Annotated in this window: 13 protein-coding genes and 2 tRNA genes; 7 read left to right on the top strand and 8 right to left on the bottom strand. The window is 27.7% G+C overall.

The features are described 5' to 3' along the window. Positions 1-67: 67 nt before the first annotated feature. From bpSLO_RS03155 to bpSLO_RS03165, 3 genes are all read left to right on the top strand, one after another. Positions 68-1,030, top strand: a complete 963-nt coding sequence (locus bpSLO_RS03155; protein ID WP_025375617.1) for a hypothetical protein — start codon at positions 68-70, stop codon at positions 1,028-1,030. After that, the gene (locus tag bpSLO_RS03160) at positions 987-3,035 is read left to right on the top strand and encodes a LysM peptidoglycan-binding domain-containing protein (RefSeq protein WP_038447989.1); all 2,049 of its coding nucleotides are present in this window, start codon (positions 987-989) and stop codon (positions 3,033-3,035) included. The genes bpSLO_RS03155 and bpSLO_RS03160 overlap by 44 nt, the downstream gene beginning before the upstream one ends. A 76-nt stretch (positions 3,036-3,111) precedes the next feature. After that, positions 3,112-3,183 (top strand) — tRNA-Asn (locus bpSLO_RS03165). A 3-nt stretch (positions 3,184-3,186) separates the two neighbouring features. Here the strand turns inward: bpSLO_RS03165 and rnmV are convergent. Together rnmV and bpSLO_RS03175 are read right to left on the bottom strand one after the other, a co-directional pair. Next, positions 3,187-3,723 carry a ribonuclease M5 gene (gene rnmV, locus bpSLO_RS03170; RefSeq protein ID WP_038447856.1) on the bottom strand — a complete coding sequence of 179 codons (537 nt, stop codon included), beginning with the start codon at positions 3,721-3,723 and terminating at the stop codon, positions 3,187-3,189. A gap of 3 nt (positions 3,724-3,726) precedes the next feature. Further along, positions 3,727-4,995, bottom strand: a complete 1,269-nt coding sequence (locus tag bpSLO_RS03175) for a M18 family aminopeptidase (protein ID WP_025375619.1) — start codon at positions 4,993-4,995, stop codon at positions 3,727-3,729. A gap of 100 nt (positions 4,996-5,095) precedes the next feature. Between bpSLO_RS03175 and bpSLO_RS03180 the strand changes: the two genes are divergently transcribed. After that, a complete protein-coding gene (locus bpSLO_RS03180) occupies positions 5,096-5,821 on the top strand; it encodes a hypothetical protein (RefSeq protein ID WP_025375620.1) in 726 nt (241 codons plus the stop codon). Positions 5,822-5,854: 33 nt separating this feature from the next. On the opposite strand, the gene bpSLO_RS03185 is transcribed toward bpSLO_RS03180, so the two are convergent. Further along, positions 5,855-7,702, bottom strand: a complete 1,848-nt coding sequence (locus tag bpSLO_RS03185; RefSeq protein WP_025375621.1) for a fructose-specific PTS transporter subunit EIIC — start codon at positions 7,700-7,702, stop codon at positions 5,855-5,857. 128 nt (positions 7,703-7,830) lie between these two features. Here bpSLO_RS03185 and pfkB point away from each other — a divergent pair, with 128 nt between their 5' ends. After that, complete coding sequence (gene pfkB / locus bpSLO_RS03190; protein WP_025407345.1) at positions 7,831-8,748, top strand: 1-phosphofructokinase; 918 nt, start codon at positions 7,831-7,833, stop codon at positions 8,746-8,748. 179 nt (positions 8,749-8,927) lie between these two features. On the opposite strand, the gene bpSLO_RS03195 is transcribed toward pfkB, so the two are convergent. The 5 genes from bpSLO_RS03195 to bpSLO_RS03215 form a co-directional block, all read right to left on the bottom strand. Further along, positions 8,928-9,001: transfer RNA gene (locus tag bpSLO_RS03195), tRNA-Asp, on the bottom strand. A 47-nt stretch (positions 9,002-9,048) separates the two neighbouring features. Next, positions 9,049-10,875 carry an exodeoxyribonuclease V subunit alpha gene (recD, locus tag bpSLO_RS03200; protein WP_025407344.1) on the bottom strand — a complete coding sequence of 609 codons (1,827 nt, stop codon included), beginning with the start codon at positions 10,873-10,875 and terminating at the stop codon, positions 9,049-9,051. Positions 10,876-10,884: 9 nt separating this feature from the next. Next, positions 10,885-14,328 (bottom strand): exodeoxyribonuclease V subunit beta, encoded by a 3,444-nt coding sequence (gene recB / locus bpSLO_RS03205; protein ID WP_025407343.1) that lies wholly within the window; start codon positions 14,326-14,328, stop codon positions 10,885-10,887. Positions 14,329-14,332: 4 nt separating this feature from the next. Further along, positions 14,333-17,554 carry an exodeoxyribonuclease V subunit gamma gene (locus tag bpSLO_RS03210; protein WP_025407342.1) on the bottom strand — a complete coding sequence of 1,074 codons (3,222 nt, stop codon included), beginning with the start codon at positions 17,552-17,554 and terminating at the stop codon, positions 14,333-14,335. Positions 17,555-17,578: 24 nt separating this feature from the next. Further along, complete coding sequence (locus tag bpSLO_RS03215; protein ID WP_025375626.1) at positions 17,579-19,024, bottom strand: nicotinate phosphoribosyltransferase; 1,446 nt, start codon at positions 19,022-19,024, stop codon at positions 17,579-17,581. Between the two features lie 193 nt (positions 19,025-19,217). On the opposite strand from bpSLO_RS03215, the gene zwf reads away from it, so the two are divergent. Then, a complete protein-coding gene (gene zwf / locus bpSLO_RS03220; protein ID WP_025375627.1) occupies positions 19,218-20,651 on the top strand; it encodes a glucose-6-phosphate dehydrogenase in 1,434 nt (477 codons plus the stop codon). Between the two features lie 1,177 nt (positions 20,652-21,828). Beyond that, complete coding sequence (locus bpSLO_RS03225) at positions 21,829-23,169, top strand: Na+/H+ antiporter NhaC family protein (RefSeq protein WP_025407341.1); 1,341 nt, start codon at positions 21,829-21,831, stop codon at positions 23,167-23,169. Positions 23,170-23,185 lie beyond the last annotated feature (16 nt).

The raw sequence follows: 23,185 nt of genomic DNA on the forward strand, positions 1-23,185 counted from the left end.
TAATATTATATATTAATGGATATGTTCTGTTTCGTTATGTATAATATAATTAGATTTTGAGGAGTTTATGAAATTTAGGAATTTATTTTTTGTTATATCTCTTATGGTTGTTCCTTTTATGCTTTTTCCTAGAGATTATAAGGGTCTTGATTTTAAGATAAAGTTTTTCAATCAATCAATTTATCGTGTTAATAGTAATATTTCTATTGAAGTTTCGCTTAGTAACTCGTCTGATGATTTACTTGTTCTTGAAATAGGAGATGTTAATACTTTCGGTTTTGATTTTGATGTTACAGATACTACTAACATAAAAGTTAAAAGGTCTCTTGAATATGTTAAGGATAGGGCAAAAAATGTTGCGATTCCTGTAAGAACTCTTAGTTTAAGACCTAATGAGAGATTTTCTGTAGTGATGAGCTTAAATCAATTTGTACAATTTGATAAAGATGGAGTTTATTTTGTCAAAGGTATGTTTTTCCCAAATATCTCAGATCCACAAAAGCGTGTAGAGTCTAATGTTATTACTTTGTTTTTAAAACCTAAAATGGATGATGTTGCAGGAAAATTTGACTTTTCTAATTTATCTTCCAATCGTGAAATTCAAAGTATTTTGAAAAGAGAAGATTTATCCCCTGATAAAGTTGTTGAATATTTATTTTCAGCGTTGCGGCTTGGGGAGAGAGAAAAATTCTTTTTATATATTGATATTGAAAGTCTTATTTTAAGTGATCAAAATAAATCATATCTTTATAAGCAAGAACTTAAATCAGGTTCTAATAATATGCTAGAAGAGTATAAAGATTATCTATGGAATAATAGTAATTCTGCTATTTCAAAAGTTCCAAGTAAATTTTCTATTATTGAAACAACTTATACAGATTCTGCAGGAAAAGTTGTATCTGATGTGTATTTTGAAGATGGTCATTTTTATGTAGCCAAAAGATATACCTTTTTTTTAAAAAAGTATGATTATTATTGGATCATTTATGATTATACTGTTCAAAATACTGGGATTAAGGAGAAATACTAGGCCTTTTATTTTTAAGATTAAAGGACTTAGTATTGTTTTATGGATAGTAAGTTACTTTAGTTTATATGCTGATTTTAAACATGAAGTTGTTAAAGGTGATACTTTATATTCGATTTCTCTTAAATATAAAATTCCAATAAAAGAACTTAAAAGTGCAAATAATCTGAAGTCTGAGCATATTAGAGTTGGGCGTATATTAGTTATTCCAAATTCTTCTAAGGTTAACAAAATTATTACTAAAGAGAATAATATGAAGCCTAAGTCAAGCAAGCTTGATGCCAAAATTCATGTTGTTAAAGTCGGCGATACTATTGAAGATATATCTAAACAATATGGCATTAAGGAAAAAGAATTGCTTGCTTGGAATAATTTAAGTTCTAAAATTCTTAAAATTGGTTCTAAGTTGAATTTGGATGAACCTAATTTTTTAAAGCCATATATAGTTAAAAAGGGTGATTCGCTCTCCAAGCTTTCTGTGGATTTTGATATTAGTATTGAGGATATTATACGATTTAATTCTTTAGAGAATAAGAGCTTAATAATTGGTCAAAAATTATATTTAAAAAGGACTTCTGGGAATGTCAATTTTCATTATGTAAAGAGAGGAGAGACTCTTGGGAAAATTGCATATATTTATGGTGTTACTGCAAAGCATCTTGTCCGTCTTAATGGAGGTAAGGCAATAAATTTAAAGGCGGATTCAATTTTAGATGTTTCAAAAGTTATTGAAGAAGATTTGCCAAGTTCTAAATCTTTACAATTAAAGAGCGAAAATCGAAGTAGTGAAACGTTTATGTCCCACAAAGTGTCTGTTGGTGAGACATTATATAGTATTGCTCGTAAATATGGGGTTTTGCTTGAAGATCTTAAAAGTTGGAATAATTTAAATGGGAATAGTATTTTTCATAATCAGGAACTTAAGATTTATGATAAAAGCAAAGGACCAGTTGTTGCAAATAAAGAGCTAAAAGAATTTGTGGATAAAACTTCTAAAAATACAGTTAAAGCTATTGCAAATATTGTTTCTGCTAAGAGTAAAAAATTAAATTTAAATTTTTCCAATGTTTTAGACAATAGAGATGTTTTTGATATTAGTGCTTTAGTTGTATTGGAGCCTAAAATACCTATATTTGAGGCTAATGGAGTTTTTTATTATTGGTATAAGCCTAAAAAAGGGAGTCAACCAAGTGAGTTTTATTCAGAAGATTGGTATTCGCCTCTGAATGCCTATAAGAAAGCAAGTCAACTTTTTAAAAGTTTTGAAAGTCTTGTGCAATCTCGGCCAGTTAAAAATAATAGCCTAAAAAATAAATTAATCATTATTGATCCTGGACATGGAGGCCTTGATCCTGGTGCTATTGTTAAAGCTAGAGACGGACTTAAGAATGAAATTTTTGTTGTCGAGGATGAATATGTTTATGATATTGCTTTAAGGCTTTATGTGTATCTTAAAGAATATGGTGCTAATGTTGAGCTTACTATTTTATCTCCTGATCATTTAATCAGAGATAGTGTGTCTGCTAATAATACATTTGTTAATGTTAAGAATGAAGTTTATAATGATTATGATTTAAATAAAACTGATACGGTTGACTCTTGGATAAACGGTACTCAAGAAGGTTTGAGGAAAAGATTAGCTGTTGTGAAGAAATTTATAAATAAGTATAAAAATGTTAAGGAACAAGATGTTCTTTATATTAGTTTGCATTCTGATAATAGTGTTGGTGCACCTCGGTGTATGGGATTTTATTACCAGTTTGAGGATGGAAAGGGTTTTGATGCTCATTCTAAGAGTATGATTGAAAAAATGACAAAAGGTTTTAAGAGAACCCCTTATATTAAGGGCCAAAACCTTTATGTACTAAAAAATAATGTTGTTAAGACTAAATTGTTAGTTGAGGTTAGAAATTTAGCATTTGACGAGGAAGCTTGGGCAATTAGATCTTCTAAGCTTAGGGACCGGGATTCTAAAATCCTTGCTGATGCTATTTTGAAAGTCTTATAGGATAAGTAGATTATTTTTTATGGATTGTATGACTTGACAAAACAATTTCAATTTAGCATAATGTTTAGATATTGAGTCCCCTATAGCTCAGCGGTAGAGCAGGTGGCTGTTAACCACTTGGTCGGAGGTTCAATTCCTTCTGGGGGAGTTTTTATTCTTTTGTTAAGATTATTTTTTCTATTTCTTCTCGTTTTATTTTAAAATAATTGAGTCTTTCAAGTAGTTTTTTGTTATTACCATTGCCCAAACTGAAGTGTTTTTGTATTTGTTCTCTTTTTTTCTTGGATTGAGCCCCTGTGATTCCAAGTTCTATTAAATCATTTAAACTTAGACCCTCTTTTTGTTTTTCGTTATAAAAAGTACCTATTTTTTTTAAAATTGTTGTTATTTCAATTTTAGAAGACATTTCTACCTCTTGATTTTTATTTTTAAGATTAGCATGTTTAATTTTGCTTTGATCTAAGTAGCCCACTTTTTTAAGTATTTGTTTTCTAATTAGATCTCCTGCTTTGTCGCTATCAGTGAAAATAATAATTCCATTTGTTTCTATTGCTTTTTTTAAAACATTAATGGTTGATTTTTTAAGATATAATCCACCAGTTTCAACTATAGTGCACTTAAATAGTTCTTTTATTCTCTTAGCGTCATCTTTGCCTTCAACTACAATTATTTCTTTTATTTGTTCCAGATTTTAATTCCAATTTTCAAAAAATGTTCTGAGAAGTTTGATTGCTTCTATATGATCTGATATTGCAATAGTTTCTCTTAAAGAGTGCATTCCCCACATTGGAGTTCCAATATCTATAGTTTCAATTCCTGTTTGGGAGTTTGAAATTGGGCCAATTGTGGTTCCGGCATTTGTATTTGCTTTCATTATTATTTCTTGAATTTTAATATTATTTTTCATGGCTAAGGCTTTAAGTTTTGCACATCCATGAGCTGTTGTTGCATATTTAAAATTGGCATTGCTTTTAATGGTTACTCCTTTTCCTAGACTTATTTGATAGTTTGGGTCATGTTTACATATGTAGCCTGGATGAACCCCATGTGCTCCGTCCATTGAAATATTGAATGATTTGTTTAGTTTGATTAGATGTTCTTCTTTTCCTAGATTTAAAACATGATCAATTCTTTCTAAGACTTCTGTTAATAGTGTTGAGTCAGCTCCTCTGGAAGTTGAAGATCCAATCTCTTCATTGTCAAAAAATACAGCTACTTTATTTTTATTGTTATTTGTATGAACAAATGCATTCATGATGGCATGGCATCCCGATTTGTTATCTAGGTTTTTGGATGCTAGAAATTCACCTTCGCTACCTATAATTTTAGCAGATTCTGATGCTGTAAATATTAAATCGCATGATAGGAAATCTTTTTCAGATATTTGCAGTTTTTCTAGAATTTTTTCTTTAATGCTTTTTTTAAAACTTGTGATGATGATTATGTTCTCATGAGTATCATATGCAAATCCTTCATTGACATTTCGGTTTAAGTGAATGGCAACATTTGGTATGATCCCAATATTTTCAATTGTTATTAATTCTGAGTTAATTATTTCATCTTTATTAAAGTATACAACTCCTGATAAGCTTAAGTCTCTGTCAGTCCAGGTTGAAATTATTGGACTACCGTAAGTTTCGATGTGGTGAGAGAATACATTATCTTTATATTTCCTAGATTCTATTTTGAGCTTTAATCCAGGGCTGTCAGAGTGTGCTGCTGCTATTAAGAATGGTTCATGTATTTTATTAGTGTTAATGTTGAATGCAATAAGACTTGTTCCTTCCTTTTTTACATAATAATATCCTGTTTCTAATGTCCATTTATCGTCAAGTTTTAATTCCTTTGCATTAAGATAATATACCAGTTTTTGTTCAATGTAGTTTATTAAATGGTATGGTGTTAAGCTTTTATCTAGTAATTTCTGGAAATGTGATATATCTAATGTTTGGTCATGCATGTTTTTTTCTCCTATTGTTTTATTGTTTTGATACTTAATATTTTATTATAATAGCTAGTGCATGTATATATGTTTGTTGTATATGCAAGGAGATTGTTAAATGGATAGATTTTATAATTTGATGCTTGTGCCTTTAATATTTATTGCTTGTACTACAATTTCAGAGGTTAATTTACAAGATGATGCGAGCGGAACAGTTTCATTAATATTTAATGTTGATAAAGAATTTGAAAAGATCAGAAAAGAACTTGTGGCAACTCTTGTAGGAGAGGAAATAGCTAAAATGCCTCTTTTCCCCATTGATAAGATAAAGCAATATTTTGGTGATGAAGGGAAAAAATTAGGTCTAAACCTCTTAAATATTAAGTCTAATGGTGATTCTCTTAATTTAATTGTTCAATTTGATAATTTGGTTAAGGTTTTAAAAGATTATCTTGCAAAGGAGAGAATGCCTATATTTAAGATAGCAAATAAGAATGGTAAAAATATTCTTGATATTGATTTTAATTTAAAAACTGTTACTAAGATTATTAATGAAAGTAAGGATCAGGTGAATGATGCTCTTGCGGCACTTCTGCCGTCAGAAGAAATACCAATGTCTGAGAAGGAATATAAAGATGTATTAGTTTACTTTTTATCAGACTTTACTTCGCGTGCAAATGAGCTTATTGATAATTCTAATGTTACACTCAAAATCAAGACGTCGAGAAAAATTCAAGAACAGTTTGGATTTAAACAGCTTAACTCCAATAATTTAGAACTTAAGCTAGATATGATTAGGACTTTAAGTCTTGAGACACCAATAAAATTGAGATTGGTTTATTAGACTTTATTTAAATATTATTTTAAGAGATAAGAATTATTTCTTATCTCTTTTCATAAATCCTATTAATAGACCTGTTATTAAAGCACCTATGAGGATAGATATTATCCACATTAATGGGTTGGTTATTATTGGAAGAATAAAGATACCGCCGTGTGGAGCCATAAGCTCTACTTTAAATAATGCAGACAAAAAACCTCCGATAGATGACCCTATTATGCAAGCAGGTATTACCTTGAAAGGGTCTGAGGCTGCAAAAGGAATCACTCCTTCCGTTATGAAACATGCACCTAAAAAGTAACAAACTTTACCGGCTTCACGTTCTTCTTGTGAAAATCTATTATTGAAAATGCTAGTTGCAAGTGCGATTCCAAGTGGAGGCGTCATTCCTCCTACCATTACACTTGCATGAGGTATATAATTCCCAGCAGTTATCATTGCAATTCCAAATGCATAAGCAGCTTTGTTTACAGGACCACCCATGTCTATTGCCATCATTCCACCAAGTAGTGCACCCAGTAATGCCATATTTGTTCCGCTTAGTGAATCTAACATATTTGTTATAGATGTATTAATATATGCAATTGGTGCTAGTAAGAAATATGTTAAAAATCCTGATATTAGTACTGAGAAAAGCGGGTAGGTTAAAACGGGGTTAATACCACTTATTTTTGGTGGTATTATTTTTTTACTTATTGATTTTATTGCTAAAGTTACGTATCCTGCGATAAATCCTGCTAGGATGCCCCCTAAGAATCCTGCATTTCCTTTGCTCATCATTAATCCTGTAATCATTCCAGGTGCAAGGCCAGGACGTTCTGCTATGCTAAATGAAATATACCCAGCAAGTATTGGAAGCATTAGGAAAAAAGCATTACCACCGCCGATTTGCATTAAAATATCTGCTATCTTATTATAGCTTGGATCGTTTGGATCAAAAGCTTTGATGCCAAACATGAATGATATTGCAATAATTATTCCCCCAGACACTACGAATGGTAGCATGAAGGATACACCGTTCATTAAATGTTTATATGCACCACCTGTTTTTTGGGTTGTTTTGCTTTCTCCTTGTACTGTTTTTTTCTTATAAATTTTTGCTTTGTTATCAAGAATGTTTTGAATGAGTTCTTTTGCTTTGTGTATGCCATCTTTTACACCAACTTCAATTAGTGGTTTACCATTAAACCTGTCTTTATCTACAGTTTTTCCGGCTGCAATAATTATGCCTTTTGCTCTTTCTATCTCCTCTTCTTCTATTAGATTGTCAACGCCACTAGAGCCATTAGTTTCTACTTTGAGCTCTACGTTTAGTTCAGCTGCTGCTCGTTTTAGGCTTTCAGCTGCCATGTATGTATGGGCAATTCCTGTAGGGCAAGCGGTTACTGCTAGAATGAAATTTTTGGAACTAGTGTTATTCATGATTACATCTGTGTTGCTATTTAAAAGAATTTCTAAAAATCTGTTTGTATCATTTGTACTCATAATTTCTTGTCTTAAAATTTCATTATTAAATATATTATTAAGGTAAGATATTGTTTTAATATGAGTATTACCTGTAGTTTTTTCAGGTACAGCTATCATGAAAAATAATTTTGAAGGTCGTAAGTCGGAAGCGTTAAAATCAAACCCTTCTCCTTTAATTCGTAATATAGCTATTCCATGTTTTTTAACAAAATTACCTTTTGCATGTGGCATTGCAATATATTCTTCAAGACCTGTTCCGCTTATTTCTTCTCGTTTTTTAATTTCTTTTATAAAATCTTCTTTGTTGTTCAAATATTCATTTTCATTGAGCATGTCGGCCATTTTTTCAATTACATCATCTTTACTTTTGGCTTCGTAGTTTAATAATATTAATTTTTTAGAAAATAAATCTTGCATAGGAAACTCCTTGCTATACTATAGTATACATATTATAATTATTATAAATATAATGTAATAATTATAACATATAATAATTACATTATTTAATTATTTAATTATTTTACTTAATTATAAAGGGGATTGGCTTGGTATATACGCTTACTCTTAATCCTGCTATTGATTATAAAATAGTTGTGGAGGGTTTTCAGACAGGATGTCTTAATCATGTTGTTAGGAATAATTTTTTTGCTGGTGGGAAGGGAATAAATGTAAGTAATGTACTTAAGAATTTTGAAACTGAAAGTGTTGCTCTTGGATTTTTGGGTGGATTTACAGGTGATTATATAAGGGCCTATCTTGATTTGATGGGCATAAAGCATGATTTTATTAGCATATCTGACAATACTAGAATCAATATTAAAATGATGTCAGATGGAAAAGAAACAGAGATTAATGGAATATCACCCGTAATTCTTGAGAGTGATTTTCAGTCTTTGATTTTAAAATTAAAAAATTTAGATAAAGATATGTTAATCATGTCTGGTAGTGTTCCAAGCTCGCTTGGGTATCAGGCTTATAATGAAATATCCAAGAGTCTTGCTAGTAATGTTAAGTTAATTATTGATACTAGTGGTTCTGCCTTGCAAGAGATTATAGGGCTTAGACCTTTTTTAATAAAGCCAAATATTAATGAACTTAAAGAACTTTTGGGTGTGAATTTGACTTCTAGTAAGGATCTAATTAATGCTGGGTGTGAGCTTATTGAAAGGGGCGTGCAGAATATTATAGTCTCAATGGGAAGTGAAGGGGCTGTTTTTATAAATAATAAAGATGCTTGTCTGGCTAGTGTCCCGCAAATTAATTCTTTAAGTACTATTGGTGCAGGAGATTCTGTAGTTGCTGGATTTGTATATGCTAATCAAAATGGGAATTCTCTTCTTGATTCTTTTAGGTTTGGAGTTGCGTCAGGTACCGCAACGGCACTTAGAGGACAACTTTGTAGTCTTGATGATGTTAAAGATATTTTTGATAAAGTAAAACTTGAACATCTTTCTTTAATGTAACTTAAACATTTATAAATATTAATGAATTTTATGTTTTAGTGGATTTTTTGAAGGTTTTTATTTTATAACGCAACTTTAATAATAACTTTAATGTATTTTTTCAGTTGATTTATGCTTTCATAATTACTTTTGAAATAAGGTAAATGCAGATAAGAATTCTTGACTTTAAAGATTACTATCGGGAGCGACGGGTCTCGAACCCGCGACCTCCTGCGTGACAGGCAGGCGTTCTAACCATCTGAACTACACCCCCAAATACAATACCTTAAGATTATATTGTTTTTCTTTTTGTTTGTCAATTTATTTTAATGCATCTATATGATCTGAGATTTTTGAATCTCTCTTTATTGTTTTTAGGCTGACATTTTTAATGATGTCTTTGCTTGATATTATTTTTATGCTTTCTTTAGCTCTTGTTATTGCAGTGTAGAGTAGTTCTTTTGTTAAGAATGGATGATCTTCTATGATTATTTGTATATGTTGATATTCAGAGCCTTGACTTTTATGTATTGTTGTTGCAAAACTAAGTTCATATTTGTTTATTAAATTAAAGTTTATTCTTTTGTATTTTTCATCTTCTCTTTTGAATAAAGCGTAAATTTTAGAGTTTTCTCTAAAGAGAATACCCCTTTCTCCATTAAATAGATCGTTTTTATAATCATTTTGAGTAATTAAAATTATTTGTCCAATTAAATTACCATAGATTTTTTTCAAATATAATTTTATTATTTCATTTATTCTTTTTGTTCCAAATTTTCCAAAATTTCTTGAGCATAAAATGACGTTGCTAAGCAGAGCATTAATTATTGATTCAATTTTTTTATTGTTTAGTGAATTGAGATCAAAATTAGAGATATTTTTATATAAATTTTTTGTGTGATTTAATAATTCATTTTCAATATTGACTTTATTTATATCCTTTAAAATTATATTTTTGTTGGCATTAAGTTGAATATCAATTAGATTTGTGTCTTCTTGATATATTGCTTTGGCTAATAAATTTATCTCATCGTTACTTCTGAAATTTTTTTTAAGTATTTCTACATTTTCATCACTTATTTCTTTTATTTGCGTCAAACTTGAATATACATTTCCTCCAGATATTGATGGAAGTTGGTTTTTGTCCCCTGTTATTATGAGTTTTGTGCTTGTTTTGGTCGCCTTTAACAATTTTAAGAAAGTGCTTGAATCTATCATAGATGCTTCATCAATTATTATTATTTCAAATTCTAGGGGGTTGGTTTCATCATATTTATTGCCTTTATTGATAAATGACATTTTTAATAATTTTTGTACTGTGCTATATTCTGTTTCAAGGTTTTTAAATGATTCTTTTAGACTTGATTTTAGTTTTTGACTTGCTTTTCCAGTTGGTGCTACAAGGGCTACCTTTTGTTTGACATTTAAGTGCATATCAATTGCTTTTAGAATATAATTGATAGTTGTTGTTTTACCTGTACCCGGGCCACCACTGAGTATAAAGAAATTACTTTTTAAAGATTTTTTGATTGAATTGATTTGTTCTTCACTTAGGTCTTTAGTATTTAAGTTGTTCATGATATTTTGTATTCTTTTAGTAGTTATTTCACTTTTGTTATCCTTAAGTCTTTGATCTATTTTTTTTATTAGTTCTTCTTCTTCTCTAAAGTTTTTTTGAGTATAGATGTGAATATTATTTTCTAATATTAAAGGAGTTATTATTCTTTCATTTTGATTAAGATGTTTCATTATATTATTTTCTTTTAAATGTAAGATTATTTCGTGTATTTTTGTTGCTTGTGTAAGATTTGCAAGTTCTTTTAGTATGTTGATTGATTTTTGATAAGATTGATCTTCGTCTTCTATTTCAAGGAAAGCACAGTCAATCGTATTTTGAATATCTTTGATTAATAAATTAATATTAGCTCTTAAATGTCCTTTAGAGAGATAATTAAATAAAAATATTAAAAAAATAGTAATTTCTTCGTACTTTTCATCTTTGATTTTTTTTGTGAGTAAATGTGCTTTATAGTAATTTTCTATGTTTATGTTTAAAGTTTCTATTATTTCATAAATTTTGAGTTCTGGATTCAAATAATTTCTCTTATAATCTTTTAAAAATTCTCTTAAGACTAAAAAATTTCTCATATTTTCCTTTTAATATTTTAATTGCAAATATATTTGTTCTAGATCTAATTCTTTAAAATTTGGTATGGTGAAATAAATCCCATTCTGTGTTTTAGATTGTTCTTTAATATTTTTTTGAAATGCTCTTGTAAAGAGATATATTACTCCTCCAAAATATTTATTATATTCTTCTGGACTCTTAAAGAGTATTTTTTTTGTTCCTAGTGCGTAGATTTTATATTGTAAGTCATACTTTTCTTGTTTCATCTTCTTTTTTAAGTTAGTTAAATTATAATCTTTTAAATTTGCTCCAAGATAATTTGTTTTATAGTCTAAAATGTATACTTTATTATTTATCTTAAATATAAGATCAATGATTCCCTTTATATATCCGTCATTGAATGTTAAATCCAACTTGTTGTGATTTTTAAAGAGAGACTTTTGTTCATAAATTTTTGTATCTATCTTGATTAAAAATTCCATTTCTTTTTGTAATTCTTGAATATCACACAGTCTTGCGTCAATAAATCTGATTTTTGTATTTAATATGTTATAAATCATTTTTATTAGCATTGCTTGTATCTTGGGTGTATTTAACTTTGAATTGAAATGTTCGATTCTTTTCTGTATAAGAGCAATATTGATTTTTTGAAAATTGTTAAAATCATCTTTTGCATCGCTAAAATTTATATCTTTCATTATGACATGTAAAATATTACCAATATCTTTGCCCTTTGGGAGTGTTTCTTCAGTACAATTAGCATCATTTTCATAAGTCTCATCATTTTTTGTTTCTTGATTTGTATGGTAAGTTGATTTATAGTTTGATGCAAGACTTGTATAGCTATGTGTATATTCTCTTCTAAATAAATGTTTGTTTATTGGTGTTGGAGGTATTAATTTTATTTCTTTGTTATCATTTTTTTCTAATTTATTAAATTTATGGGTTTTAATCAGATTGTATACATTAAAGTCTAAATTTATTTTATCAATTGTTTTTATTTCTGCTAGCTCTAACATTTTATTTATTATTGTGCCTTTATTGATAATAAATAGTGCAAATCTTGATCGTGTTGTTCCTACATAAAAAATATTTTTCTCTTCATTTAAAATCTTATGTTTGGCAGATTGTTGATTTTCTTTTAATTTTAAAAAATCATATTCTATCTTATTTTCTAAGTAAAATTTATAAAATGTATCTGATTTTTTCAGTAAGCTATCATTGTATTGAATATCACCTATGAGAAATACGATATTAACACTTAATCCTTTTGATTTATGAATTGTTAGTATTTCTATGGATTGATCACTTTGGGTAGTGATTTGCTCTTCATCTTGTTCAGTATCTTTATTTAGTATTAGATCTTCTAGAGTGCATATTAATGATTCTATGGTTTTATCTTCATAGTAAATTTTGGAAATGAAGTCTAGACTTATTTCGTAGTTCTTAAGTTCTTCAAATTTTTCTTCATTTATTAGGATTTCTCTGTAGCTTTTTTTTGATTGTGCAAATTCAGTAAAGGTAGTATTATTAAAAATTTTTGCCAAATTGAGCCATAAATCTTTTTTTGATATGATTTCGTCTATTGCTTTTATTAATGTTATTTCTTGATTTTCAAGTAAATATATTATGTCACTAATGGCTTCTTCTATGTGTTTTATTTCATTTTTTTCAAGTAGACTTAGGTATAATTCCCACGGAAGGTTTATTATTTTGCTAGTTAAGATATAGTTTAGAGTTTGAAAATTTTGTTTTCTGTCGAAACATTTTATAAGATAAAATATTTCGCTAAATTCTTTCGTCTTAAAGAATGATTCTTCGATCTTATTTGTTTTTATATTTTGATTTTTAACTTCCTTGTCTATTAAATCTATTTCCTTGCTTGTTCTGCAAAGTACTTTTATGTCTGATTCTTTAATTTGTCTAAGCTTATTGTTATCATAAATTTTTCCGTTTGTTAGTAGATATTTTATTGTTATAGCTGTTTTTTGTAAAATATTTTCATTTTCACTTTCAGTTTCTATTATGTTTATTGCTTCTATTTCTTGATCATTTATAAAAATTTTATTTTCGTCATTCTTAGACTCTGTTTTTGATTTAGTAAATTCTATTTTTTCGATTTTAGCTGTGTGTGTTTTATTATAGATATTATTAAACATAATATTTAAAGATTCAACTAATTTTTTATTTGATCTGTAATTTGTTAGTAAGGTTATTTTTGCGTTATCTTTTATTTGATCTTTTATACCTTGGTTATAATATGATATATCAGCATTTCTAAATGTATAAATTATTTGCTTAGGATCGGCTATAAATATTAGTTTTATGCCACAAGAGTTAAGTAGTTTAAATATTTCTATTTGTATTAGGTTTAAATCCTGTGCTTCATCTATTAGTATTATTTTATATCTGCTTTTTATTGAATTTAATAATTTGTTATCACGAGATTCCAGGTGTTTTTTGAAGTTTAGCATTATATGTTTTTGGTCTATTGTGTTTGTTGCATTAATGGTATTTGCAAGTTCTTTGTCTATATATTTAAGTATTTTATATTCAACTTTTAGGTTAATAAATCTTCTAAGTGTGTTTTTATCTTCTTTATTTGTATTTGTTGCATAGCTAAGTTCTCTTAAAGCGGTTTGTATTTTTAGTTCCTTAGGTAAGAGAGTAACATTTTTTTTAAGATTAGATTCTATTATCTTTGAAAAAAATTTGTTGTTTGCAAGTATGTCTGTGATTTTTACTATATCTTTTTCATTACTATATTTTATTTCTGATATTTTGATTCCTTGATTATGTTTATTTAGGAAAGTTCTTTTTTCTTCCATAGTCATTTTGTTTAATGTTTCGACTATTAAGTTATACTCATGAATTAATCTATCTTGATTTGTAAGCATTGTTTTAAAAATCGTTTGGGTTTTTATCCAATCTCCAAGTTCTTGTGTCTTGTCTCTTTTATACCCTTGTCTTATATATTGAATCATGTCTTTTGTAGTTTTGAATTTAGACTTAAAGATTTCAAATTCATCATCTTTGATTGCTAATTCTTTTTTTAATGAATCCGATTTTCTTAAACATTCATAAACTATTTCGTCTATTTCTGATGTAAAATTTTCTTTTACACTGTATTTGACAAAGTTTTCTGTCTCGATTTGAAAATTGTTTAGAGAATGTAGTGCAAATTTGTTTATGGTTGAGATAAATATTTTATTTGATTGCTCGTAAATTTTTTTTAAAGATTTATCTGTTTGTGAATTTTGATATGCATTTTCAATTGATTTCAATATTCTAATATGCATTTCTTCTGTTGCTTTTTTTGTGAATGTTAGCACTAGAACCTCGCTTGGAGAGTACGTTTTATTTATGAGTAAGTTTGTAATAGTATTTTCAAGTATGTAGGTCTTTCCAGTTCCTGCTGAAGCCTCAATTAATATTTTTTCGTTGTATTTGATTTTGTCTATTATTTCTCTCATGGGATTAACTTTGTACCTTGATGAATTTAGCATAAAAATCTTGAAGTAATTTTTCTAAGTTGTCGTTTATGTCTAAATCGTGAGTGTCTTTAAATCTGTTATAATATGGACACCATGTTATGTCTTTTTGTTGAAGAATGAATTCCATATCTTTGTTAATATTAATGCTTTTTTGTGGATATTTTATTTGTGTTTTTAGTACTGTTGGAAATTCGTTTATGTCTTTTATTTTAATTAAACTTTTTTGTATTAAATCTTTATAAATGGGAGTAGGATAGCTTGAAATATATGCTATTTGTTTTAATAAATTTGTAAGGTCTAGGTAGTTTATCGTTTCATTTGTATATTGATTATCAAGTGATAATTTAGAAGTTTTATAAGTTATTTTTATTTCTTGAATTGACTCTATATTTTCAATTGAGCTTTTTAACATTAATCCTATTATGTATAGGTTGATTTTTCTGATAATTTTGTCTTGACCATAATCTTTTTTCTCTAAATTGACGTAAAAATATCGATTATCTATTTTATATATGTTTTTGAGTTTTCCATTTAACTTAAATTCTATTGTTTCGCCTTCGAAGTTAATGAATATGCTTTTATTTAATTTGATGTCAGTTTCTTGCATTTTGAAAAATTCCTGAAAATTGATAACAATATTATTTTTAATTTCATTGAATTTTTCTATGAAATTTTCTTTGATGGTTGTTTTTTTGATATTCATGGGAATTATTCCCTTTTGAATTTGATTTTCAATTATATTATCTATTTTCTCTAATATATGTTCATTAGTTTCATCTTTTATACATTCATGTATTGGTATGAGATTATTTATTAGCTTATAATTAAAATTATCAATGTCAATAATCTGCTCTTCTTGTTTTTTCTTAATATCACCAATTTGGCTTATATCTTTAATGTATACATTTAATATTTCTTCATAAAAGTATTTGTATGGATTAGTTATAGCTTTATTTATGTCTTCTATCCTTAGTGTGATTTGTTTTTTTAATTTAAGTCTTTTCTGTTTAAAGTTTGAATATTTGCCTTGTTGTAGTGATTTTGCAATATTAAAGGCTTCTGTGTCATAGTTAATTAGGTAATTGGCTTTTTCGTCTTTGAAGTATTCAAAATCGTAATTTTCACTTGGGTGTATTTCAATTTTTAGTTCTTGTCCCATATCTCTTATGTAATTTATTATTTTATTTATTACTTTAGGTTTATTGATATCTGGATTTAGAGATTCGCTTAGTGAGTAATAGAAATAGAATTTGTTTGATGCTGCAAAGATTATCTTAATTAAATTTGAAATGTTATCTTGTTCCAGATTGACATAGTCATAATATTCGTTTAATAAGTTCATATTGTCAAAATGAATGTTTGAGTTTAATTTATGGATTCCTAAAAAGTGAATTTCAGATTTTTGTAAATATTCGATTTTATCAGAGCTTGCAACAAGTATACCTGTATTTTGATTGTTTGATTGATATGCTTTTTGTTCGATGCTTTCTTCAAGCATTATTTTGAAAAGAGCAAAATTAACTTTTCTGTCTTTAACTTTTGTCATGTAATCTTTGTAAAGGTTTTCATTAAAATCTCTTGAAAAATTTTTAAAGTATTGTATTCTTGTGTTTATATATTCATCAATTTTGTTGTTATCTTCAAGTTTGATATATTTATCTATGAAAATATCCATTATTTCTGCCCATTCATATATTGTGTATTCTTGTTCTCTAAAGTACATTATATCTTCATATAGGCTTTTTATTATGCTTATTAATCTTACTATTGAATCTGGATCTTGAAAGCTTATGCTCTCTTGACAATTATTGCATTCATATTTTTCATTAAACATTGTAGATGTGAGAAATCTATCAAAGCCATTTTCCCATGAATTTAAAAAATTCTTGTCATAAGATAAGCTTTCTTTATGAGAATCATTCATTCCAAAATTAATATTCACTGCATCGTTAAATTTTATTAAGTATTCTAATTCACTTATTGAGATGTTGAATTTATTCATTACTTTTGTGTTACTTAAAAATTCAATTATTTCTTTTCTATTAAAATTACTAATCGTTCCTTTGTTTGAAATGAAGAGTTTCATTAATTGCTTTAATGCTATTACACTTTTACTTTTTGAGACGTCTTTAGAATCTAAAATAGTAAATTCAAGTTCATATTTATTTAAAAATTCTTCTATGTATGGTAAGTATATGTCCATATCTTTTGGTAGGTAAGTTACTACAATATCGTTTATTTTGAGATGATTATTTTGTGTTGAATGTAGAATATTATTTACTAGAATTTCTACCTCTCGTTTTTTTGTTTTTGCCTCTATTATTTTGAAACTATTATCTAAGTTTAATAGAGGAGTGCCTTTTGTAATATTGTTTTTGAAACTTGCTAAAAAATTTTTCTCTTCAAATGCTTGAATATCAGTTTCTTCTTCTATTTGTGTACTTGAATTGCATTTTTTGATTTTTACTGGTACTAGTTCATCTATGAAGGCAGATTTGATTTGAGTTGTATCTTCAAGTATTAATTCGTATACTGTAATGTCGAAAATTTTTTGCAAACAATGTAAAATTTTTCTGTCAATTTCTCTAGTCTCTCCAATTATTATTATTCTTTTTGTTTCAATGCTTTGCTGAGTATCTGTTATTTCTTGTTCAATTTTCTCGTGCAAGTTAAAAAGGTTTATTTGATTTTCAAATAGTTTTTTAAACATTTCCTTTTGCATGGATTCGTAGTGAATCTTATTTTGATCTTCAAATAAAAATTTATTTTGTCTCCAATGATCAATCAGATTTGGAAATTTAGAGTAGTATTTATGAAATAAAGTTATTATCTTTGATGCAAAGATATATCTGTTTTTTGTCGATTTAAATTGCTTGATATTTTTTATTTTATTGTCTTTTAACATGTGATACAGAATAAATTTTTCTGTTTCTGAGTAAAGGAACAATGTATTGTTTTCTAAAAATTTTTTTATATTGTGATTTTCTATTGAGAGCTTATATATCGTTTTTATTATGTTTTGTTTTACATTGAGGTTATATGAGACCTCATTCAGGGTTGCTAGATATTTTTTAATTTCTTCGCTTAAAATGTTACTTTTTAAAATGATGATGGTTTCTTTTTTAAATATGTCATCGTTTTTAATTAACTCTTTAATTTTATTATAAATATTGCTTACTTTATTTGTTTTATATATCTTATACATATTATACACATATTATACATAGTGTTATAGTTTTTTGTTTTCTTTGATGAGTTTATTTCTTAGATTTTTTAATTTCTCTGTAATGCTTACTTTATATATGTGTGGATTTATGAGCCTTTTATGTGTATGATCGATCTTTTTAAGATCACTTTGAACTCTTGCTCTTATATGTTCGAGACTTGATTGGCAGGTTTGACAAATTTTGTTGTTTTCAAAAACTGTATTTATTAAAAATTCAAAACTTTCATATGTTTTTATTTCTTTGAATGTATTGTCTTGTATAGGGTGGAAAATTGTAAATTCCTTTTTTAAGCTTAACATTTTTTTTATTTCTTCTTCTTCTTCTTTTAAAAAAATTAGATCAAAAATCATTTGTTCATTTGAGTATATTCTAACAACTCCTTTTTGAGAGGGTAGTGTTGCTTTATTAATGTTATTTGATATTTTCATTTTAGGAATAAATTTTCCGTTTTGTTGAATTGATGTCATTTTGTACACCCCTGAGAGATTGGATTCTCCTTTTGCAGTAACTAGATTGCTTCCTACTCCCCAGAAGTCGATAGGAGCATGAATTGAGTTTAAATACATAATAATTTCTTCATCAAGTTCGTTTGATATAATAATTTTTACTTCAGATAGTCCATTCTCATTAAGTGTTCTTCTAACTTGTTTGCTTAAGTATTCAAGATCACCACTGTCAATTCTAACAGAAAAATTTTTGTTTCCTTTGCTCTTTAGTGCTTTGAAAACTTTTATTGCATTTTTAAGACCACTGTTAAGTGTATCATAAGTGTCAATTAACAAACTTACATTATTTGGATATATTTTCGCATATTCCCAAAAGGCCTCTTCTTCATTTTTAAAACTCATTATCCAGCTGTGAGCCATTGTGCCAATGACAGGAATATTGTATTTATATCCTGCAAGTACATTGCTTGTAAAATTAGCACCTCCTATGTAAGCAGCTTTACTCGCTGAGAGTGCGCCATTAATTCCTTGAGCTCTTCTAAGACCAAATTCTGCTAGATTTTTAGCCCCGGCTTCTTTAATTCTTGCTGTTTTAGTTGCAATTAGGCTTTCAAAATTTATTGTATTTAATACCAGTCCTTCTATGAGTAAGAGTTCAATTAGATTTCCTTCAATGATTAGTATGGGTTCATAGGGAAAAACGATTCTTCCTTCTTCTATTGAGCTTATTTTTATGTTTAATTTAAATGTCTTTAAGTATTCTAAAAATTTTTTGTCAAAATACTGTAATCTGTCTAGATAGTTAATCTCTTCGTTTCTGAAATGTAATTCTTTTAAAGCATTAATTAATGTGTGAATTCCTGCTAAAATTATGTATCCATTTTTAAATGGCGTTTTTCTGAAAAACATTTCAAATTTGACTTTTGGATTAATATTTTTTATGAAGTAAGCATTCATCATTGAGAGTTCATAAAAGTCTGTAAATAGTGATAAGTTTTTCATTTCTTATATATTATACACCATATGATTATAACACTATATTTGTATTTGATTTTTAGAAATTTTGAGGCATTCGTTTTAAACCGTCATTGTTGTGATTAAATTTAATGTAGGTATAACTATTATTTATAAAAGGATATTATGTCATAGTTTTTGATACGACAATAATAGTATAATTATCTGTCGGAGATATTTTATGAGTGAAAAGAATGTATCTAATTTTGATGTTGTAATATTTGGTGTTACTGGTAATTTGTCTAGAAGAAAACTTATTCCTTCTCTTTTTAATTTGTATAAGGATGGTCATATTAATAATTTTAGAATTATTGGATTTGCGAGAAGAAACTTTACTGATTATGAACTTAAGGTTTATATTAAGGATTCTTTGTGGCAAGAAGAGTCTACTGCTTTAGTTGATGATTTTTTGAAATTTTTTGTTTATTTATCAGGAGATTTTAGGGAAAAGGATGCTTATGTAAAATTGTCATCTCTTTTAGATAATAGAGAGAGGATATATTATCTTTCAACATCACCTGAGTTTTATGAGGCAATAATTGAGAATTTAAAGCCATATTCATTTAGTAATACTTCTTATTTGTCTAAAATAATTCTTGAAAAGCCTTTTGGTAGTAGTCTTGATACAGCTAGGTGTTTAAACAGTCTTCTTTATTCTGTATTTAGGGAAGAACAAGTTTACAGAATTGATCATTATTTGGGCAAAGAAACCGTTCAAAATATTTTTACATTTAGGTTTGGAAATTCTATTTTTGAAAATATTTGGAACAATCGTTATGTGGATTTTATTCAAATTACCGTAGCAGAAGAGGCAGGCATTGATGGTAGGGCTGAGTATTATGATTCTGTTGGTGCTTTAAGAGATATGGTTCAGAATCATATCTTACAACTTTTAACTTTAATTGCAATGGAACCTCCTATTGGTTTTAGTGCTGACTTTATTCATGATGAAAAGGTTAAGGTTTTAAAAAGTTTAAGAAAATTAAGTAGAGATACTATGCAAAATCATATTGTTAAAGGACAATATATGTGTTCTCAGGTACAAGGAATTGTAAAAAAAGGATATAGAGAAGAAGCTAACTTTTTAAGTACTTCAGATACTGAAACTTATTTGGCTATGAAATTGTTTATTGATAACTGGCGTTGGTCTGGGGTGCCTTTTTATATTAGGACGGGAAAAGCGCTTGTGAGGAAATTTTCAGAAATATATATTCAATTTAAAAAGCCTGATTTCACTATTTTTAATACTGGGTTGATTAATCTTTCAAATGCTTTGATTTTTAGAATTCAACCGAGAGATGGCATTGAAATTAAGTTTAATACTAAGCGACCGGGATATAATTATGATATTCAGGAAGCTAATATGGAATTTTCTTATCATGCTTCATTTAACAAATTTTTTAGTGAGTCTTATGAGAGATTACTTTTTGATGCTTTTTTGGGAGATAAAACTTTGTATGCTCGCAATGATGAGATTGATAGTTCTTGGGAATTTGTATCAGATATTCTTGATAAATGGGAAGACATTAAAAATTGGGATTATTGTTATGGATCAGAAGGACCAGTTGAAGCAAATATGATTTTAGAAAAGGACCATTTTTGGCGTAAAATGTAGGTATTTAAGATATTAAAATTATATTTGTTAAGTTAATTAAGATAAAATTTCTGCCTACTTTATTTGTTGTTATAGGTATTTATACTGTCTTAAATGATTTTCTTATTTTGTTTTTTGGTTGGTTTGAGCAGAGTATTGTTTCATAGTTTTATTACAAAGTAATTATATGTAAGTATATGATTGCTTTAAAAAAATAATTTTCATGTAATTTATAATTTTCTCTTTTATATTCAATTTTTTATTCAATCTGAATTTATTTTTTTAATAAAATCTTTAAATATTATATTTTGTGGTATAATATATGGAAATACATATCCATATTTTTAGACTTATAATTAATTAGGGTAATTTATTTTACTGTTTTTTGTCTGTGGAATTTTGGTGAAAAATGTAATGAGTGTGAGATTAAATTGGATTTTACCCTTTATTGGCAAGAGTTTTTTCTGTTCTTTGTAAAAGGATAAGTAATTTTGAAATCAGTTCAAGTATTAGTCTTAAAATATGTTAGTTTTGTATGAATTGTTTTGCATGAATATTGTAGGTTATTTGTTTTATTACTTTCACAGAAAAGGCTTCTGTTTAAGGTATTATAATCTTATTGAAGTTTTATGCATATTTGTAAATATTTATGTATTATGAAAAAAATTTAGTAAGAAAAAAGATCAAAATGCTTAATTTTTTTCTCTATATTGAGATGGTAAATTTTTTTGTTGTAATTATAATGAAGAATATTATGAAAAATAAATGGTTAGGGTTGATTGTTAAGATTGAAAATTTAATGCGGAGGTGGGAGTTCTACAGGTTTGATAGTTGTATCTCTGCCTGTCATAGTTGATTATATTTTTTGCTAGTGATTATGATCTCTATACTTATTTGTGATAGGTTTTTGCAAAAGAAGTATCTATTTATGATAATATTCCTTCTCATAGAAGTTGTTTTCTTATAGATATGTTTATTTACGTTTTGGCAGGTCTGTAGGATGTAAGAGTATTGTTCCTTCCATAGGTAGTTATAGTTTTAATTTCTCAACTATTTTTCTGTTATTTTTCTATGGTTAGCCTTGATATAAAGGGATTTTTTAGATTTTTGCTAAAAATAAATTGATTTTAGATTTCTTAAGTTGAATAAGAGATCTAAGTAATAATTCATAAATGCATGAATTATAAGGGGGTTTAAAATGAACAAAGTTAGTCATGTACAGCCAAATTTTTTAGGGCTTGTTCCTTTTCTTGTTTTTATTGTTGTTTATGTAGGAACAGGAGTGGTTTTAGAGATTCAAGGTGTAGAGATGGCTTTTTATCAAATGCCACCAATAATTGCTATGTTATTAGCTGTTGTTACAGCATTCCTTTTATTTAAGGGTTCGTTTATAGATAAGATGAATGACTTTATTGAAGGATGTTCACAGACTGATATTATATTTATATCTTTCATCTTTATGATTTCAGGTGCTTTTTCAGCTGTTTGTAAAGAAATAGGTAGCATTGAAACCGTAGCAACTATTGGACTTAGGTATATACCTGCTAATTTGTTGATAGCAGGCATATTTTTAATATGCCTTTTTTTATCTACTGCAACTGGCAGTTTTCTTGGAACCGTTGTGGCTATTACTCCAATTGGATTTGAAATAGCAGATAAAAGTGGTATTCCATTGCCAATGGTTGCAGGAGCTGTGCTTGGAGGTGGTGCTTTTGGTGATAGCATGTCTTTAATATCAGATACAACTATTATTGCAAGTCGTACACAAGGAGTTAAAATTATAGATGTTTTTAGAAATGGTGCTTTTTTTACATTTCCTGCATCTATTTTATCAACTGTAGCATTTGCTGTTTTAGGCTCTTATATGGGTGGTATTGGAGTTAATGTTGAGCTTGGTGAGATAAGTTATTTGAAAGTGATTCCTTACCTTTTTGTTATAATTTTTGCGTTTTTAGGAGTAGATGTATTTTTAGTTTTATTTTTTGGAATATTGATTGCTGGTGGTATTGGCATTTTTAATGGTGATTTAACTTTGCTTTTGATGTTTAAAAATATTAATGCTGGACTTTTAGATTTAAGTGAGATGCTTATTCTTGTTATTTTTACAGGAGGAGTTTCTTATATGACTATTAGGCATGGGGGTTTTGAGTGGATTTTAACTAAGTTAAAGTATTTTGCTAAGTGCAGAAGGAGTGCCGAGTTTACAATTACTTTTTTAATAATTATGGTGACAGGTTTTCTTTCAAATAGCGGTCTTGCAATTTTAGTTAATGGGACTGTTACTAAGGGTATATCTGAAGCAAACTCTGTATGTCCTAAGCGTTGTGCGGCATTGCTTTCAATTTCTTCTTGTGCGTTGATTGGTGCTTTGCCATATGGTATGCATATGATAAGTTTGATAAATATTGCAAAAGGGACCATATCTCCACTTGATATCATGCCATTTTTGTTTTATCAAGTATTTTTAGGCGTCATTATTATTTTGTCCATAGCTTTTTTTGGGTTGAAAAATCGGTTTTTAAATTCTGCTAAAGTTTGATTAAGATAAAAGGCCC

The organism is Borrelia parkeri (assembly GCF_023035815.1).
GTDB classification, from domain to species: domain Bacteria; phylum Spirochaetota; class Spirochaetia; order Borreliales; family Borreliaceae; genus Borrelia; species Borrelia parkeri.

Excerpts from the sequence above, each read along its gene's own strand:
- recB (WP_025407343.1), bottom strand. The coding sequence starts at position 14,328 with ATGAGAGAAATAATAGACAAAATCAAATACAACGAAAAAATATTAATT.
- recD (WP_025407344.1), bottom strand. The coding sequence starts at position 10,875 with ATGAGAAATTTTTTAGTCTTAAGAGAATTTTTAAAAGATTATAAGAGA.
- bpSLO_RS03215 (WP_025375626.1), bottom strand. The coding sequence starts at position 19,024 with ATGAAAAACTTATCACTATTTACAGACTTTTATGAACTCTCAATGATG.
- bpSLO_RS03210 (WP_025407342.1), bottom strand. The coding sequence starts at position 17,554 with ATGTATAAGATATATAAAACAAATAAAGTAAGCAATATTTATAATAAA.
- bpSLO_RS03160 (WP_038447989.1), top strand. The coding sequence starts at position 987 with ATGATTATACTGTTCAAAATACTGGGATTAAGGAGAAATACTAGGCCT.
- bpSLO_RS03175 (WP_025375619.1), bottom strand. The coding sequence starts at position 4,995 with ATGCATGACCAAACATTAGATATATCACATTTCCAGAAATTACTAGAT.
- bpSLO_RS03180 (WP_025375620.1), top strand. The coding sequence starts at position 5,096 with ATGGATAGATTTTATAATTTGATGCTTGTGCCTTTAATATTTATTGCT.
- zwf (WP_025375627.1), top strand. The coding sequence starts at position 19,218 with ATGAGTGAAAAGAATGTATCTAATTTTGATGTTGTAATATTTGGTGTT.
- bpSLO_RS03155 (WP_025375617.1), top strand. The coding sequence starts at position 68 with ATGAAATTTAGGAATTTATTTTTTGTTATATCTCTTATGGTTGTTCCT.
- bpSLO_RS03185 (WP_025375621.1), bottom strand. The coding sequence starts at position 7,702 with ATGCAAGATTTATTTTCTAAAAAATTAATATTATTAAACTACGAAGCC.
- bpSLO_RS03225 (WP_025407341.1), top strand. The coding sequence starts at position 21,829 with ATGAACAAAGTTAGTCATGTACAGCCAAATTTTTTAGGGCTTGTTCCT.